This is a genomic window from Thermoleptolyngbya sp. M55_K2018_002 (assembly GCF_015295965.1).
In the GTDB taxonomy this organism is placed as follows: Bacteria; Cyanobacteriota; Cyanobacteriia; order Elainellales; family Elainellaceae; genus Thermoleptolyngbya; species Thermoleptolyngbya sichuanensis.
In genome coordinates this window covers 1-17,567 of the sequence record NZ_DVEA01000027.1, presented here as the reverse complement: position 1 = coordinate 17,567, position 17,567 = coordinate 1, and the positions used below count along the sequence as shown (strand labels likewise).

The window sequence follows — 17,567 nt, the reverse complement described above, 5'->3', positions numbered from 1 at the left end:
GCGACGGCCGACAGCGGCACCGCCAGACCCGCAGGCGGAGGGGCGATCGCCATTAGGTAGGGAAACACAGCCAGCGCCCCCAACGCGCCCAGGATGGCCCAAAATAGGGCAATTTTTACGTTTGGCTTGGTCTTCCAGGTTCTTTGCATATAAACTGCGTAAGTCCTGTAGGGTTTGGGTCAGGTTTTTGGGCCAACGGCTGCAATGGCAGCTTCGAGGGCGATCGCCACATGGGTCCAGTGAGTTCCCCCCTGACAGAACACCGTGTACGGCTCCCGCAGCGGCCCATCGGCAGAAAATTCCGACGTGCTGCCGTCGATAAACGTGCCGCCTGCCATCACTAGCTCGCTCTCATAACCGGGCATTTCCGCAGGCACAGGACTGAGGTACGACCCAATGGGGGAATATTCCTGGATCGCCTTGCAAAAGGCAATGACCTTTTCGGGTGAGCCGAGGCGAATCGCCTGGATTACATCGCGGCGGGGCGCATTGGGCAGCGGATTCACCGGATAGCCCAACTGGTGAAACACATAGCTCGTTAGGTGGTTGCCCTTCATCGCCTCGCCCACCATCTGTGGCGCCAGGAATAGCCCCTGAAACAGCAGCCGATTTTGGTCGAAGGTGGCGCCGCCCTCACTGCCGATGCCGGGGGACGTGAGCCGACAGCAGGCTTTTTCTACCAAATCCGCCCGGCCGGCCACGTAGCCGCCTGCGGTGACGATCGTGCCGCCCGGATTTTTGATTAGCGACCCGGCGATCAGGTCTGCCCCAACGGTGGGCGGTTCGCAGTCTGCCACAAACTCGCCGTAGCAGTTGTCAACAAAGCAGACGGTATCAGGATTTTGCTGCTTTACCAGGTGGATAATTTTGGCAATGTCGTCAATCGACAGGCTTTGCCGCCAGGAATAGCCGCAGGAGCGCTGAATCAGCACTAGTTTGGTTTCCGGGCGAATTGCAGTGGACAAATCTGTCCAGGCGATCGCCCCTTCTGGGGTCAATTCCAACTGTCGATAGGACACGCCAAAGTCCTTCAGCGACCCCTGCCCCTCGCCCCGCAACCCGATGACCTCCTCCAGCGTGTCGTAGGGTGCGCCCGCCACCGCCAGCAGTTCGTCCCCCGGCCGCAGCACCCCAAACAGCGCAGAGGCGATCGCGTGCGTCCCCGACACAAACTGCACCCGCACTGCCGCCGCCTCTGCCCCCATCACCTGGGCAAACACCCGATCCAGCACCTGCCGTCCCAAATCGCCATGCCCATAGCCGCTGACGCTGGCAAAGTGATGAACCCCTACGCCGTGATGTCGAAAGGCCTCCAGCACCCGCCGCAGGTTCGCTTTTACCTGGGCATCGATGCGGGCAAAGGTAGGCTGGAGGGCGTGTTCTGCTTGGACGATTAGACTGGCACTGAGCATGATTGAGAGAGCGTTGTGCGAACAGAGGAAAAATTACACGAATCTCCTATGATGCCACGCAAAATCTGGGTTCTGCATAGAAGCAGCGGTCTTCAAGCAAGGTTCAAGCAAGGTTCAAGCAAGGTTCAAGTAAGGTTCAAGTAAGGTTCAAGTAAGGTTCAAACAGGGTTCAAACAGGGTTCGGACAGTATTCCAGCAGAGAGCCGTTCTGGAACAGCAAGGAGTCGGGAAAATGCGGGTCGTGTTGCAGCGGGTGTCGTCATCACAGGTTACGGTAGCGGGCGAAGTTGTAGGGCAGATTGGGCGCGGGCTGAATCTGCTGGTCGGCATCGCCAGTACAGACACCGAAGCGGAACTGGATTGGATGACGCGCAAGTGTTTGGAATTGCGGGTATTTTCCAATGGTGACGGCAAATTTGACCAGTCGGTGCTGGATGTTGGTGGAGACCTGCTGGTGATTAGCCAGTTCACCTTGTATGGCGACTGTCGCAAGGGGCGACGACCGTCATTTGATCAGGCCGCAGCTCCTCCACTGGCAGAGGCACTGTATCACCAGTTTGTCGAAAAGCTGCGCCAGAGTGGGCTGCGCGTGGAGACGGGGCGCTTTGGCGCGCTGATGCAGGTGTCGATTGAGAACGATGGCCCGGTTACGTTGATTCTGGAAAAATAAAGGCTGAGCGAGCATTGGAAAACCCAGCCGCCATCTTTGATCGGGACGCAACCTGGGCACCATCTGGGCGCAGCTAGGGCCCTTCACAACCGACGCTCTGAATTCCGCATTTCGCCTCAAAAAACACCCTGTTAGGTGAGGGCTTTCCGAAATACCGAACAGTATTATGAAGCCAACCGTAAAGCGCTCGGTCGTGAGTCTGTCCGGCGGATGCGCCTTCATCAGGGATTGAGCGATCGCCCCTAAAGGCATCCAGCCTAAAGGCATCCAAAGTGCAATTAGTGCAATCAGTGCAATTAGTGCGATTAAAGCAGTTCAATCAGAAGCGAAATTTCTAACAACTGGCATGAGTTGGAGCAAGCGTTTGACAATGGAACCTGGCATCGTCTTACTAATTCAGCATGACCCAGAAACGTCGGCCAAAGCGTCGGATGCATTGAATGGAACAGGGTTCAAATTGTCGGTTTGTGAAGCGGGCGAAGGGACGACTCCCGAAGGGATTGCTTCGGGAATCGCCCAGGCTGCTCAAATCCAGCCCGCGCTGATTCTCCTGGATGCCGAATCTGAGGCGATCGCCCTGGAAACCTGCCGCCAGCTTCAGTCCAATCCAAACACGAGCAGCATCCCTGTTCTGCTGCTGTTGCCGCCGACCAGCAATCCCGACCAGCTTTATCCTGGCGTGTCCGATGTCCTGGTGAAGCCGCTGTTCACCCAGATGTTGCAGTCTAGAATTCGCATTCTGATGTCGCTCCAGACCTTGCAGCAGCAGGTGCAGAGCCAAAACCAGCGCCTCCAGCAAGAAGCCCTCAGCCGCCAGTGCGCGGTTCAGACGTTGCGGGATGTGATGCATGCGATCGCCCATGATCTGCGAAATCCTGTCCTGGGAATGCAGATGGTGTTTGGAAATTTGCTCAAGGGCACGGCTCGTCCCCTGAATTCAGGTGCAGACCTGGTTTCGGTTTCTCGCTCGGAGCTAGAGCGCATGGCTCAGGGAGTCGATTGCTATCTCGGCCTGATCAACGCGATGCTGAGCGCCCACGCCGAACCAGATGCATACCTGACAATTCAGCCCCAGCCCTTGCGTCTTGATGAGCTGGTGCAAGAGGTGATCAAGGATTTGGAGCCACTGCTCAAAAAGTCTCGGGCCACGGTCTTTTGTAATATTGATCCGGAGTTGCCCCCCGTCAAGGGCGATCCCAAGCGACTGTGGGACGTGTTAGAAAACCTTCTGGTCAATGCCCTGAAGCACAATCCGCCGGGGATTCAGTTGACGGTGGAACTGCGCCAGGAAAACGATTCGGTTCGTTTTAGCGTGCAGGACAACGGCATCGGGATTCCCCAGGAGCAGTGCCAGCGGCTGTTTGGGCTACATCAACGTGGTCCAAATGCTCGGCAGGGCTTGGGGCTGGGTTTATACCTCTGCCAGCGAATCATCCAGGCCCACGGCAGCGAAATTTTAGTAGACAGTCGCCCCAAGGCAGGTGCAAAGTTTTGGTTCCTGCTGCCCTTAGCAAAAGAAGCGAAACTGGCGGCGATCGCCTGATTAGCCCGCGTGAAGGCTCCGATGCTCCGGCAATCTGGCTCACCTCTCAATGAGGCAATCTGCATCAGGCAATCTGCATTAGGCAATGCTGCCTCGCTTCCGAGCCTCCTTGTAAGAGGTTCCGATATTTTTCAGCCCAGCGCGGATCATTTCCCGCTCAAGCAGCGCAAAAAACCGAGCGCGATCGCCCCCGCGCACCACGGCCTGGTTGTGGGCTTCGGCCAGCGCCACCGGATAGCCATAGCCCTTTTGGACTTGAGCCAGCGTCAGGCTGAGGGCGCTGTTGAGCAATGCCTCGTCTTCTGCTACCCACTGCGGCAGGTCGATGCGGGCGATCTCTGCGCCCACGTTGACATAGCAAAAGTAAACATGGTGCGGGCCGTATAGCTCCAAAATGCGGGAGGAACTGCGCCACAGCGGGCTGCGCTCTCCGGGTTGCAGCAGCAGATTCCACAGCGCCGTATCGCGTAGTGGCGCAAACACCTGGCAGGGCGCATCTTCGGTCTTTCCAGGACAATGGGTGAGACAGTCGGGTTGGGGATGGGGACAAGCGTGGAGCCGTAGGAAATTCAGCGCTTCACCGCTACGGGCAGCGCTGAGGTAGCCCACCAGGGGAATGCGGGCGGCTCGCAGCCGATCCCAGGCTTCCAGGATGGGCGGCAGCAGGCGATCGCGGGCCTCCGTCGGCAGCGGCTCCAAAAACCAGTGAATCAGCGACCCGTCTACCATTGCCAGCGCGGGCATCTCTGGAGCCTCAGCCCTCTCTCCTTCGCCCAGTTCTGCCAGCACCGTCGCCTCCGACACCGTGCGCCGCAGCCCCATCCATTCCTCGGTGCGAATGCCCCACTGGCGGGATACGTACAGGTCTTCGGGTCGGTAAAACACCTCCGGCTGGCTGTCTAGCAAGGGATAGCGGTTCTGCCCATAGTGCAGCACCACGCGCCCGACGTTAATCAAATAGCAATAGGCAATTTCATGATGGCTGGGGGCAATTTGGGAGCCATCGGTGGCCAAAACGGTGTGCAGCAGGGGGGACGGGTGAATGGGGAGGCGCGTATTTAGCGGCTCTACCGGGCGAGCCGCAGAAAACCCCAGGCGATCGCCCCATTCCTGCTGGCGGGCCACTAGGTCTGCCTGTTGTCCCTGCACCTCCTGCAGCAGCGCTTCTGCTCGCTCTAGCCTCTGTCGGGCGGCGATCGACTCCGCAGTGAGATGCTGGCTAATCCCCTGCATCTGGCGGGCAAGCTTGGTCAAGTCGAGCATACAAGGCAGCAGTGAGGTTCCCAGTCAGCCCTCAGTCTGCTCCAAATCCTAGCTCAGGTTTGCACAACAATACAAGCGTTCTGATTGAAAATCTTTGAATCCAGGAATCCAGTCTTCAACATTACCCGGCTGCTTTTTGCAGTTCGTCCAGTCGTGCCAGCACCTCGCGACTATGAACGGCAGGATTGACACCCAAAAATCGCTCCCGCAAAATGCCGTCTGGGTCAATCAGATAGGTATGCCGCAGGGACATCGTGCCCAACCATGAGCCGTAGGCTTTGCTGACTGCGCCCGTAGTATCAGCCAACAGGGGAAACTTCAGCCCTTCGGAGTCGCAAAATTCCCGGTGAGAATCCACGTCGTCTACGCTGATGCCCAAAATCTGGGTATTGCGGGCCTGATATTGCGGCAAGTCCCGCTGAAATCGCTGTGCCTCTAGCGTGCAGCCGGAGGTAAAGTCCTTGGGGTAGAAATACACCACGACCCACTGGCCGCGATAGTCTGCCAGAGAAACTGTGCCGTCGCCGACGTTGGTGGGCAGAGAAAACTCTGGGGCGGGCTGGTCGAGCGGGGGCTGGGGGCCGCCCAGCGCCAGGGCTGGGGAAGAAGGCGGCACAACCCAGAGCCACAAGCCCAGCAGCAGGCAGGCAGCAAGCCGGACGAGCGATCGCCCCTGCGGTAAAAATTTCCAAAGCGCTCCAAAGAAAGCCATGACGCTCACCTGAGTAACGGCAAAGGGGGTAGAAGGGAGTAAACCTAGGCATTGTTTTAAAACTTTCTAGGTCGCTGATTACCCTGAGTCGATCCCCCTAAATCCCCCTTAAAAAGGGGGACTTCCGGAGCGGTTTGGCCCAGTTCCCCCCTCGTTAAGGGGGGCTAGGGGGGATCAAAGGGCTTTAAAACACGACCTAGCAACTGTGAGTTCCGTAGCTCACTTTTCTTAGCATACCGTTACATTTCCCTGTCCGGCAGAAGGTCGGGCAAAAACCCGCAAAACGCCCGACCCACGTAATTTTTAGATAAGCTTGCTGCTTTGCTTATCGTGCGGCTGAGGTTGCTCAGGTTGTAGCGAAAATTTGCAAATCCTCTGTTCTCAATCTAAGTCAATCTAGCTGAGTCATTCTAGTCTCAAAATCATAAAGCCCCTCTGAGGTTCACTTCAGAGAGGCTCTAACTCGTTTACGAATCGTCAGCGGGATACCCCCAGGGGAATTCGAATCCCCGTCGCCTCCGTGAAAGGGAGGTGTCCTAGGCCTCTAGACGATGGGGGCGTGTCCCAGACCTAAACTAGACTAGCGAATGGAAGCTGTGAATGTCAACACCTTTTTCATAAATCTGGCATTGAAGTCTGGCTGGCATTGAAATCTGGCATTGACGTGCCATCCGGTTAATCTGGAAGCTCACTTGCAGCCAATGATGTAGCTGGGCAGGCACAACTGGACGGGAGGCAAATCGGCAACAGGCGGGACTCTAGGCGATGGGAGGCTGGAGGGCGATCGCCCACACTCTCGAACACCGCAGTTCCCAGAGGCTCATCCAGAGGCTCCTCTAGAAGCTCACAGTTGCTGAAGCGTCAAAATCTCAGAGTTCTGTCCGCCCGAGCCAGCTCTGCTTGGCTAGCTTGCGTCGCTGGAGTTTCTCAGCCGAATCAACTGGCGGCGCATTTGCGGCGAAGCGTTTACTTCGGGAACCTCTTGAGCCGACACTTCTACCTCGATGGGTTCTAGGTATTCATCCGCACCACAGGCAAAGGCATCCAGCAAGGTGTCGAGCAAGTGTTCTCGGTTGCCCAAGGCTCCTTTCTCCTCGATCAGGCGAAACTTGAGGTGAACCTCGCAGTCATAAACACCCACATCGGGATTAACGGGCTGATATCGAACAGAATTGGGTTCCATGTTTGAAAATCGCACTCCTGCGCCGAACAAAGGACCAGTAGAAACTTAGTAAACGCCAACGAAGACCCGGAGCGTAAACAGACCAAATTAAGTACGTCAAAAAGCACGTCAAACACTTTGGTAAAGCTGTCAGCCATTGACTAGAGGGAGTTGCTGACTCGATGCGGATTTAAGTAGCGACTCAATCACTTCAGTCCAATGGCCTATCTCCAGGATTCCCAAATTGTGGATTGAACTTACGAACAAACAACTCAAGGTGAGTCAACAAAGTTGGATGGCTGGATGAGCTAAAGTTGCCAACTGAGTCGAAATCTGAGAGTCCCCTGGCATTGCCCTGCGGTCTACTATTTGCCACTATCAAACGCTATCGAAGCCCCGGATTCCTCGAAATCAAGTGCCTAGATAGCTCGTAATTTGAACATAGCATTCTTCTTTGGGGGACTGGAGTTGGTTTCTATGAAGTGTATGTGAGGACTTATTCTTATCTTTATATGTCCTTCAAACGAACTTTTTTGACTTTCGACACGCAGTTGTGAAAGACACTTTTAAATCTGAGATGATACGGAATCTCTCGATTCGAGAGCGTGCTGTTTTTCTAGAGAGTTGTCCCAGGAATTTACGGAGTAAACAACTCACAAACTACACGGAAATTAGCGGACAATATCCTTCGATTGTCAGGTAAAAAATACGCTGAGGGCGATCGCCCGTCGGCACTATCAAGGGTTTCGGCGCTTCAAGCAGTTTGAATTGACTGTGAATTATGCAGAATGGCTTTCCGTATTCCCGCATTATTAAAGACACACATGCTTATACCCATGCTTGTACGGAGTATCGATCCGAACTTCGGATTTTCCGCTGTCAACGCTCTGAGCGGTAATTTATGACTGTACAGATAACGCACCAATCTTGTTCTACGTACTTACGTATAGAAGTTGGTGTCTCTGAATGAACTTGAAGCCGGGAATCTGATTTTGTCCTCATTACAACCGCGCAATTCTCTATGCAAAACGTCTGATTTTGTTCGGGGGTTCTACCGTTGGATTCTTCAGCACGCTGGAATTGCCACATGATTGCCCAGAGAAGGAAGGAGTTAGCGAGTTCTCAGCAGAATTGAAAGCGAAATTAGAATGTATGAATTGTTCAACTGATCGCATTAAGAAATCCACTCAGTACGGGTTTTTGCTGGGTTTATACGGGCATTTTTTAAGTGCTGGTGATATTTATTACAAATAAGTGGGCTATTGTCTGAACGCAGGAGAGTGGACAGGGCGATCGCCCAACTCATGCCCGACCGGGGTTCAACCCCTGCACACGCTGGAGAATCGCTGTAGGATCAAGAGTGGAGCAACGCTCGGCTTAGAACTTTACGTCTGAAGCTTTCTACTGCCCGTTCGCTATTCCATCCTCTGTGCTACAAGTTCTTGTCGTGCAACCTCCGCCTTACGTAATCTGTACGTAGTCTGTTCAATCTTGCCGTGGATCTTCAGAGCTTGGTCGATTTTCAAGATGCGTTTGATGTTGTGGTTGTGGGTGCGGGCCACGCTGGCTGCGAGGCGGCGCTGGCGGCGGCCCGGCTTGGCTGTCGGACGCTGCTGCTAACGCTGAACCTGGACAAAATTGGCTGGCAGCCCTGCAATCCAGCCGTGGGCGGCCCAGCCAAGTCGCAACTGACCCATGAAGTCGATGCCCTGGGTGGCGAGATCGGCAAAATGGCCGATCGCACGTATTTGCAAAAGCGCGTGCTAAATGTGTCGCGGGGGCCGGCAGTGTGGGCGCTGCGAGCGCAGACCGATAAGCGGGAATATGCGTCCGTGATGCGCGGCATTGTGGAAAATCAGGAAAATCTGACCCTGCGCGAGGGCATGGCGACCGACCTGGTTCTCGGCAAAAACGACGAAGTGATTGGCGTGCAGACCTACTTTGGCGTGGCGTTTGCCTGCAAAGCGGTGGTGCTGACGACGGGCACGTTTCTCGGCGGCATCATCTGGGTGGGCAACAAGTCTATGCCGGCCGGACGGGCAGGCGAGTTTGCTGCCACAGGGCTGACCGACACGCTGAATCGCCTTGGCTTTGAAACTGGGCGGCTAAAAACTGGGACTCCGGCGCGGGTGGATCGGCGCTCGGTGGATTATTCTCGACTGGAGCCGCAGCCCGGTGATGACCATGTGCGCTGGTTCAGCTTCGACCCGGAGGTATGGGTTGCGCGGGAGCAACTGTGCTGCTACCTGACGCGCACTACGGCAGAAACCCATCGGCTAATTCGTGAAAACCTTCACCTGTCCCCGGTTTACGGCGGCTGGGTGGATGCCAAAGGGCCGCGCTATTGCCCCAGTATCGAAGACAAGATTGTGCGCTTTGCCGACAAGGAATCGCACCAGATTTTCATTGAACCCGAAGGGCGAGATATTCCTGAACTCTATATCCAGGGCTTTTCTACCGGGCTGCCAGAGGCGCTGCAAATCCAAATGCTGCGATCGCTCCCTGGGCTAGAAAACTGCGCCATGCTGCGCCCCGCCTATGCGGTGGAATACGACTACTTGCCTGCGACGCAATGCTACCCAACACTGATGACCAAAAAAGTCGAAGGACTCTTTTGCGCGGGACAGGTCAACGGCACGACTGGGTACGAAGAAGCCGCCGCCCAGGGCCTCGTGGCAGGCATCAATGCGGCCCGGCTCTGCCGGAGTGAGGAACTGCTGATTTTCCCGCGAGAGCAGAGTTACATCGGCACGCTGATCGACGACCTGTGTACCAAAGATCTGCGGGAGCCGTATCGAATGCTGACCTCGCGCTCGGAGTATCGGCTGTTGCTGCGATCGGACAATGCCGACCAGCGCCTCACCCCTCTGGGCCGAGAAATTGGCCTAATCGACGATCGCCGCTGGGACTTGTTCACCCGCAAGCAGGCGCAAATCACTGCCGAAAAAGAGCGGCTGCACACTACCCGCATCAAGGAACACGACGATCTGGGCCAGCAAATCTATGCCGATACGCAGCAAGCCATTAAAGGCTCCATCACGCTGGCGGATCTATTGCGCCGACCCGGTTTCCACTACGGGGATTTGGAGCGCTACGGCTTGGGCAATCCCGACCTCAGTCGTGCCGAAAGGGAAGGCGCGGAGATCGACATTAAGTATTCTGGCTATTTGCAGCGGCAGCAAAACCAGATTGACCAGATTGTTCGGCAGGCAAACCGCCCCCTGCCGCCTGATTTGGACTATCACAGCATCGACACGCTTTCCAAAGAATCTCGCGAAAAGTTGTCGCAGGTGCGCCCGCTGACAATTGGGCAGGCGGCGCGGATTGGCGGCGTGAATCCGGCTGATGTGAACGCGCTGCTGCTGTATCTGGAACTGCGATCGCGCCGAGTGGAGGCGGTGGGATGAGGAGTGAGGCTGCTCAGGCTGTTAAGACCATCAAGTTTCTCAAGGAGCCGACTTCGACGGCGTGGGTTGGGCAGGCGATCGCCCATCTCGACACCATCCTGCTCGATCATTCCCACTGCGAGCGCAAGGCAGCGGGTGTGGCGCTGAATCTGATGTTTCGCTATCCCTCCAGCACCAAACTGGTGCGGAGCCTGACGGCGATCGCCCAGGAAGAGTTGGAGCATTTCGAGCTGGTGAACCAGTGGCTTGATCGGCGCGGCGTGGCCCTGGCCCCGCTGTCGGCTCCCCCCTACGGTGCGGGCCTGTCCAGCCAGATTCGCCGCCAAGAGCCACACCGAATGCTGGATTCGCTGCTAGTGTCGGCGCTGATCGAGGCTCGCAGCCACGAGCGGCTGGGGCTATTGGCCCAACACTGCCCCGATGCAGAACTGGCGCAGTTTTATCGCGGGCTGATGGCTTCGGAGGCGCGGCACTATGGCGCGTATTGGACGCTGGCGGCGACCTATTTTGACCCTGACACCGTGAACCAGCGGCTGGCAGAATTGGCGGAGGTCGAAAGTGCGCTACTGGCAACGCTGCACCCAGAGCCGCGCATCCACAGCTAGGGGAGGGCTGGAAAAATGGAGCGGGGGAGTGATGGGGAACGGCTGGAGACGGCGCGGCTGTGGCTGGAACCTGTGTCGCCGGATGACCGTTTGGCGGTGTTTCAGGAATTTACTGAGGCGATCGCCACTTTTATGTATCCCAAGCCGCCCCAAGAGATCCGCGAAACCGACGAATTCCTTAGCCATGCCCTGCGGCAAAACGCCAGCGGTACAGATCTGCACCTGACCATTCGGCGACGCGAGACGGCGGAATTTTTGGGGCTGTGCGGCATCACCCAAATCCAAACCCCCACGCCAGAGTTGGGCATCTGGCTGAAGGAGGCGGCCCACGGCCAGGGCTATGGGAAAGAGGCGATCGCCCGCCTCAAAGCCTGGGCAGATGAGCATCTGGACTACGAAAGCCTGCGCTATCCCGTCGATCGGCGCAACCTCGCCAGCCGCAAGCTCGCCGAATACCTGGGCGGCCGCATCGTGGGCGAGTATTCGCAGATGAACCTGAGCGGGCGAATGCTGGAAGTGTTGGAATATCGGATCTATCCCTGAGTAGGACGTGGTTTCGCAAGTGCGTAAGTCCTGTGACTATGGCTATAAGAGGTGGGGCTATAAGAGGTGGGGCTATAAGAGGTGGGATAGATATGCCAGAATTGCAGTGATTCATTCGGAATCTGATCTCTGCCTCCAGCCCCAGAAGCCACCAAAAATGCGCGTTCTCTTCCTGCACAACAACTTTCCGGCGCAATACTTGCACCTGTCGCAACTGCTGGCCGCCGACCCTAATAACACGGTCGTCTTTGGCACCAAGCACACCGAAAACGTGCAGCTTGCCGGGGTACACAAGGTAAACTTTGCACCCTCGCGAGAACCAACGCCCAATATCCATCACTACGTCCGCAATTACGAAAGCGCCGTGTTGCACGGACAGGCAGTGTATCGATTGGCAGAGCAGCTAAAAGCCTCAGGCTTCGTGCCGGATGTGGTCAGCGCCCATTCGGGCTGGGGCGTGGGTATGTTTGTTAAAGATGCGTTTCCCGAGGCAGGCTATCTGGCCTATTGTGAATGGTTTGGGCAGGCGCATGGCAGCGATGCCGACTTTGACCCCGCCTTTCCCATGACCCCAGATGATGTGCTGCGGATTCGTGCGGGCAATGCGCCGATGCTGGTGGATCTCTATAGCTGCGATCGCGGCTTGGCTCCAACGTTTTGGCAGCGTGACCAGTTTCCGCCAGAGTTTCACTCTAAAATTTCTGTCCTCCACGATGGCGTAGATACAGACTACTTCTTCCCCGACCCGGCGCAGAAAATGCTGCTCGTCAATGAACGAGGCGAGACGGTTCTAGATCTGTCCGAAGAGGAAGAAATTATCACCTACGTCTCTCGTGGCATGGATGCTTACCGGGGGTTTCCGCAGTTTATCCAGGCCCTGGGGCTGGTGCTGGAACGTCGTCCAAAGGCCCATGTGGTGATCGTCGCCGCCGATCGCATTGCCTACGGCCCTGCCGCCCCCGAAGGCAACAGTTTTAAGGACTACATGCTAAAACAGGTGCCCCTGGATCTATCGCGGGTGCATTTTGTCGGTAACTTACCTTATGGGCTGTATAAACTCGTGCTGCGAGCATCATCGGTGCATGTTTATCTGACTCGACCCTTTGTGCTGTCGTGGTCCTTTATGGAAGCAATGGCATCGGGCTGCTTGATCGTCGCCTCCGACACGCCGCCCGTCCGCGAAATGATGCAAGACGGGGTGAATGGGCTACTGGTCGATTTCTTCGCGATAGAACAAATTGGCGATCGCATTTGTGAGGCACTCGAACACAGGAAAGACATGCAGCACATCCGAGACGCTGCACGTCAAACGATCGTCGAACGCTATTCTCAAAGTATTCTGTTGCCCAAGCATGTGGAATTATTGCAAGAACTGGCCGCAACCTGAAATAGGCAAAGGGATGAGGGCAAGCACAGGTCTGAAGTACAACAAGAAGTCCAACAAACAGTGCCGCAAACAGTGCCGCAAACATTGCCATAAAACGTGCCATGAAACGTGCTACAAAAAAGCACCCCGGAGGGTGCCTTGGTTTCGCCACAGTTGCTAATCCAAACTTGCCAAATGGAAAAAGTCTAGCGCTACTTGACCCAAGCGCCGCGATACTTCAGACGCAGATCGATGGGCTGGTTGGGAACATTCCGAAACTGGTGCTGACGGAGGGGGACACCCCGATACTTGCCAATGACCTCACCTTCCCACCCTTCAACGGCGTTGTTGGCGGGTTCATAGGTTGCACCACGATAATGAAGTTGCATAGTGACCTCTCAAGACACTCAAAAAGAATTGCTGGTAATCGAATGACCCGATTTGACTAATTCGGTCACCGGAGGGTTGCAGGTTAAACGTTGTAGCGCACTCTCCAACACACGGCTAGCGCTGTTTCAGAGCGGCAAATTAGTGCTGCAAATCAGGTATTGAATTAATTCTGTATTCATTGTTACCATTTTTCGAGGTTCTGTCAATGCCGACCCACAGGATAGTCGTAAACCTTAACAATTCAAGCCATTCCTGTCTTGCGAACCCTGCGAACAACCTGATGCAGCAAAATGGCGCGAATCGTTTTTGCTCCGTAGAGCAACGATCCGCGCCTCTTAGAGCCTCTTTAGGGCACGAATATACTTCACACAGCAATTTCAGCCCTCACCCTAAATCCCTCTCCCAGAGCGGGAGAGGGACTTCAACCCCATATCTGGCTCCCCTTCTCCCCACTTGAGAGAAGGGGTTGGGGGATGAGGGCAGTGAGTTTGCTGTCTCAAGTGTGTCAGTGCCCTTTAAAGGGTAGCCTGCTAGAAAGGGAGGCTGCTTGAACTGGGCAGTGGCTCAAGCCGGCCGACGACGGTTTGCCAGGGCCATCGCTGCGTAGTAGTAGAACGTGAACAGCACGCTAGAAAAGAGCTGTCCGCCCCAGTGGCCATGCCAAAACTTGAAGGCGGCATCGCCCCAATAGACCGAGGCGATGGTCAGCAGCATGATGCGCGGTACGTTGAAGATGAGCGCCAGCACAGCACCGATCGCCATCATGCCCAGCACCTTGGGCCAGGTCTGCTTCAGGAATAGCCCCATGATCAGCCCAGCAGCGGCCATGGTGAACGCCATGTTGAATCCATTGCAGCCCCAGTCTACATCCACCGCGCCTTGGGGGAGGGCTACCACCGTGCCATCGGCGATCGCCGGATGCCCAATGACTCGCAGCGCCGTGGCCCCTGCCTGCGCCATAATGCGTTCCAAAAACTCCGGCGGCGTGAGCGCTGTCCAGACCAGTCGCGCCATGACACCGGGTTTTGGGTAGGCTGTGAGGGCCAGCATTCCTACAGCCACTGGATAGCGCCAGAAGAAACTGACCCCCCAGGTGCTACAGGCTATGCCTGCCAGGGCCAGCAGCCAGAGGATAGACTGTGGCCAAATGGCGAATCGACAAAAGGGAAATAGCAGGACGCTGCAACCAATCAGCAGGTGTCCGAGAAACTGGTCTTCTTCAGAAGCGTGCATTTGGGCAAGCTGATCGCGCCGCTTCCAAAGCTGCTGCAAGCCCAAAAACACCATCACCGATAGCAGCGGCAATCCGGCTGATCCCTGGGCTGCGCGGGTAATTAGGCCGGGGAGCCAGGCCGGAAGATAGCACAGTCCTACCGTGAGTCCTGCCAGCACCAGCCGCCCGTGCCAGGTTTTGACCGACGCTTTGAGCCAGGGCAGGATGGCATTGTGAACGCTCTGGCGAATGCTAGACCGAAGGCTCTGGAGAATACTAGGGCGCTTCTTTTTACGACTTTTGGTTTGACTCATGGAGTTTTATTCAGCAGCATTTAGCTTCGGCGCGATCGCATTCCGACTCGTCCTAGCCCGATTAGCCCCAGCCCCACAATCACCAAATTACCCACGCTGGCAATGCTGGATTTGGTAATGCCTGTGCGGGCGTTTTGCTTGAGGGAGTCTGCTTGGGCCTGGACTTGGCGGGCAGCCTGCTCAAGCTGCTCTGGGGTGACATTGGGCGGCAACTCCTGATTGCGGCTTTGCTCAATCTGGGTTTGAATTTCGGCGGCGCGAGTGCTGATGTTTTCCACGGTTGCCTGCTGTAAGACCAGCCCATCGCGGATGACCACCAGGCAGCAAATCTGAAAGAATACGCCAACAGCCAGGGCGATGTAGGCCAGCGGCTTGCGCTGCGATCGCTCTTCCCAAAAGCCGTATAGCAGCAGGGCAATGCCAAACAAAAAGACAATGCTGCGATCGCCCAGTTGTTGCAATACGCCAATCCGCCACGCCTCGCCTGCGCCAAACGGCAGGGCGATCGCGCTCATATCCAGCAAAAAGCCCGCTATGCAGGTAAACCCGACGATTCGGCAAAGTCCTTTTGCCACCTGCGGATTGACCATCGACTGACCCGGCACGCTAACCATATGCAGACCACCTAATGTGAAATTGTGAGATTTTGAAACTGTGGAATGAATAATGTGAAACTACGGAACTGTGAAACCTTACAGCTTGGAGCGCTACAAGGGTGAATTCACAGATGAATTACGGCTGAATTCACGGCATGGCGATCGAAACAGAAGCGTTTCGACCGGGCGATCGCATTCCACTCCTTCTTTCACTGACAGAAAACAGCCATCCGGGTGATGCCAACACAACTTCTTCCGTGCTTTGCACAGGCTTTGTAAAGGCTTCATATCCAAAAGCGAGCCAAAAGCGAGAAACTGCGTAGACCCTACGACAGGTCGCACGAAAGGCTTCGCTTACTTGACGATCGCCCCAAAGTCGGCCAGCACCCGCGCATGGTTTCGCAATAGCCCCAGCAGGTTGAGCCGATTGCGGCGCACGGCCGGGTCATCCGCCATCACCAGCACGCTGTCTTCGCCATCGAAAAAGCGGCTGACCACGGGCGCAGCTTTCGCCAGCGCATCGATTAGTTTTTGGTAATTGCGCTCGGCTTTGGCGGCTTGCGTTTCGGGCACCAGCGCCACCAGCGCGTCGTAAAATGCCTGCTCCGAAGACTTCTCGAACTGCTTCGGGTCAATCAGCGGCTTGGGATCAAGCGCAGCAGTGTCCAGATCGCCCTGCTTAGCCAGCCGCGCCGAGCGATTCACCGTTTCATAAATCGCGTCCAGGGTTTTGTTGTTGCGAATGGACTGGAGGAACAGGGCGCGATCGCGCACATCTAGCACATCCTGCAACGCGCGATCGCCATACTCAGCGTCATTTTCGCCCACCACGGCATTCACCAGGTCGTAGTCAATGCCCTGGTCTTCCTGAAGCAGCGTGCGAATCCGCGCCAGGAAAAAGTCGCGGAGTTGATGATGCAGCGTGGCGGCATCCTTGACCGTGCCCGTAGGATAGTCGGCAATCACGTCCTGGAGCACCTGATCCAGATTCAGCGGCAGGTTTGCGCCCCAGGCAATGTTGACAATGGCGTTGGCGGCGCGACGCAGCGCGAAGGGGTCGGAGGAGCCGCTGGGAATCATGCCCAGGCTGAAAATGCCCACCAGCGTATCGATCCGGTCGGCCAGCCCCACCACTTGCCCCGTCTGGGTCTGCGGCAGCGAGTCCGATGCGCCCTTGGGCAGGTAATGTTCGGCGATCGCCACTGCCACAGCTTCCGGTTCCCCACTGGCGCGGGCATACTTTTCGCCCATCACGCCCTGGAGTTCTGGAAACTCGCCTACCATCTGCGTCACCAAGTCCGCCTTGCACAGCAGCGCCGCCCGCAGGACGTGGCTTTTCGCCGTACCCGTGATCTGAAGCTGGTCGCACAGTTGCTCGGCAATGCTAACGAGGCGATCGCTCTTGGCCCGCATTGACCCCAAGGCTTCCTGAAAAGTAACGGTTTCCAGCTTGGGCAGATAGCTCTCTAGCGGCTGTTTGCGATCGCTCTCAAAGAAATAGCGCCCGTCCGACAGCCGCGCCCGAATCACGCGCCCATTGCCCTCGGCGATGATGTCTGACTTGGCCGGGTCGCCGTTGGAAATGGTGATGAAATAGGGCAGCAAATCTGGAGAATTTTCCGACTTTCGCACCGGAAAATAGCGCTGGTGGCTCTCCATCTCCATCACCAGCACCTCGGCGGGCACCTCCAGAAACTCTGGGTCAAACTGCCCGACGACGGCAGTGGGATACTCCACCAGATCCACCACTTCATCCAGCAGGCTGGGGTTAACGGCAGCAACCCCGCCGACCCGCTTGGCTGCCGCCGCAGTTTGCTCTTGAATCACCTGGCGACGCTCGGCCGGGTCTACTTCGATGAAGGCTTTCCGCAGCGTGGTGACGTAGAGCGAGGCGCTGGGAATCTTGACGGGTTCGGGGTGCAAGATGCGGTGTCCTTTGGAGAGGCGATCGCTCGTCACGGTTTCGCTGCCATTCACCAGCGTCAGCGGCAGCACGGACTCATTCCACAGCGCCACCAGCCAGCGAATCGGCCGCGAAAACCGCTGGTCGCCATCGCCCCAGCGCATAAACCGCTTGCCTTCTAGTTTGAAAATCCAGTCGGGAATCAGTTCCGTCAGCACGTCGGTCGTGGGGCGACCGGGAATCGTCTGCTGCACAAAGATAAACTCGCCCTTGTCGGTTTTGCGAATTTCAAAATCTGCGACCGCCACGCCGCGCGATCGCGCAAAGCCTTCGGCGGCCTTGGTCGGCTGCCCATCCTTAAACGCCGCCTGCACCGACGGGCCCTTCGCTTCTTCCACCCGCTCTGGCTGCTGCTCTGGCAAGCCCTCGATCACCACTGCCAGACGGCGCGGCGTGCCGTAGACATTC

The 17,567-nt window shown here is 56.5% G+C and carries 14 protein-coding genes and 1 tRNA gene; 6 read left to right on the top strand and 9 right to left on the bottom strand.

Features of this window, described 5'->3' with window-relative positions:
* Positions 1-179: 179 nt before the first annotated feature.
* Complete coding sequence (locus tag IGS51_RS01270) at positions 180-1,412, bottom strand: methionine gamma-lyase family protein (RefSeq protein ID WP_297075041.1); 1,233 nt, start codon at positions 1,410-1,412, stop codon at positions 180-182.
* Positions 1,413-1,644: 232 nt separating this feature from the next.
* Between IGS51_RS01270 and dtd the strand changes: the two genes are divergently transcribed.
* A complete protein-coding gene (gene dtd, locus IGS51_RS01265) occupies positions 1,645-2,082 on the top strand; it encodes a D-aminoacyl-tRNA deacylase (protein WP_297075039.1) in 438 nt (145 codons plus the stop codon).
* A 370-nt stretch (positions 2,083-2,452) separates the two neighbouring features.
* Positions 2,453-3,625 carry a hybrid sensor histidine kinase/response regulator gene (locus tag IGS51_RS01260; RefSeq protein WP_297075043.1) on the top strand — a complete coding sequence of 391 codons (1,173 nt, stop codon included), beginning with the start codon at positions 2,453-2,455 and terminating at the stop codon, positions 3,623-3,625.
* Between the two features lie 78 nt (positions 3,626-3,703).
* On the opposite strand, the gene IGS51_RS01255 is transcribed toward IGS51_RS01260, so the two are convergent.
* The 4 genes from IGS51_RS01255 to IGS51_RS01240 form a co-directional block, all read right to left on the bottom strand.
* Positions 3,704-4,888, bottom strand: coding sequence for a DNA double-strand break repair nuclease NurA (locus IGS51_RS01255; protein WP_297075037.1), 1,185 nt, complete (start codon positions 4,886-4,888; stop codon positions 3,704-3,706).
* A 121-nt stretch (positions 4,889-5,009) separates the two neighbouring features.
* On the bottom strand, positions 5,010-5,600 hold the full coding sequence (locus tag IGS51_RS01250; protein ID WP_297075036.1) for a peroxiredoxin: 591 nt from the start codon (positions 5,598-5,600) through the stop codon (positions 5,010-5,012).
* Positions 5,601-6,086: 486 nt separating this feature from the next.
* Positions 6,087-6,159, bottom strand: a tRNA-Glu gene (locus IGS51_RS01245).
* 345 nt (positions 6,160-6,504) lie between these two features.
* The gene (locus IGS51_RS01240; RefSeq protein ID WP_068511929.1) at positions 6,505-6,783 is read right to left on the bottom strand and encodes an Npun_R1517 family heterocyst differentiation transcriptional regulator; all 279 of its coding nucleotides are present in this window, start codon (positions 6,781-6,783) and stop codon (positions 6,505-6,507) included.
* Positions 6,784-8,258: 1,475 nt separating this feature from the next.
* On the opposite strand from IGS51_RS01240, the gene mnmG reads away from it, so the two are divergent.
* From mnmG to IGS51_RS01220, 4 genes are all read left to right on the top strand, one after another.
* Positions 8,259-10,169, top strand: a complete 1,911-nt coding sequence (mnmG, locus tag IGS51_RS01235) for a tRNA uridine-5-carboxymethylaminomethyl(34) synthesis enzyme MnmG (RefSeq protein ID WP_367279226.1) — start codon at positions 8,259-8,261, stop codon at positions 10,167-10,169.
* Positions 10,166-10,774, top strand: coding sequence for a tRNA isopentenyl-2-thiomethyl-A-37 hydroxylase MiaE (locus IGS51_RS01230; RefSeq protein ID WP_297075032.1), 609 nt, complete (start codon positions 10,166-10,168; stop codon positions 10,772-10,774). Before mnmG ends, IGS51_RS01230 begins: the two co-directional genes overlap by 4 nt.
* Before the next feature lie 15 nt (positions 10,775-10,789).
* Positions 10,790-11,317 (top strand): GNAT family N-acetyltransferase, encoded by a 528-nt coding sequence (locus IGS51_RS01225; protein WP_297075030.1) that lies wholly within the window; start codon positions 10,790-10,792, stop codon positions 11,315-11,317.
* Between the two features lie 157 nt (positions 11,318-11,474).
* The gene (locus IGS51_RS01220) at positions 11,475-12,704 is read left to right on the top strand and encodes a glycosyltransferase (RefSeq protein WP_297075028.1); all 1,230 of its coding nucleotides are present in this window, start codon (positions 11,475-11,477) and stop codon (positions 12,702-12,704) included.
* Between the two features lie 191 nt (positions 12,705-12,895).
* Here the strand turns inward: IGS51_RS01220 and IGS51_RS01215 are convergent, their stop codons facing one another.
* From IGS51_RS01215 to glyS, 4 genes are all read right to left on the bottom strand, one after another.
* Positions 12,896-13,072 carry a DUF4278 domain-containing protein gene (locus IGS51_RS01215; protein WP_297075026.1) on the bottom strand — a complete coding sequence of 59 codons (177 nt, stop codon included), beginning with the start codon at positions 13,070-13,072 and terminating at the stop codon, positions 12,896-12,898.
* Positions 13,073-13,637: 565 nt separating this feature from the next.
* A complete protein-coding gene (crtC, locus tag IGS51_RS01210) occupies positions 13,638-14,600 on the bottom strand; it encodes a cyanoexosortase C (protein WP_297075024.1) in 963 nt (320 codons plus the stop codon).
* A gap of 20 nt (positions 14,601-14,620) precedes the next feature.
* Positions 14,621-15,214: an HpsJ family protein gene (locus IGS51_RS01205; protein ID WP_297075022.1), complete on the bottom strand. Its 594-nt coding sequence runs from the start codon at positions 15,212-15,214 to the stop codon at positions 14,621-14,623.
* Between the two features lie 336 nt (positions 15,215-15,550).
* Positions 15,551-17,567: glycine--tRNA ligase subunit beta (gene glyS, locus IGS51_RS01200; protein WP_297075021.1), on the bottom strand; the 2,017-nt coding region annotated here is incomplete at its 5' end.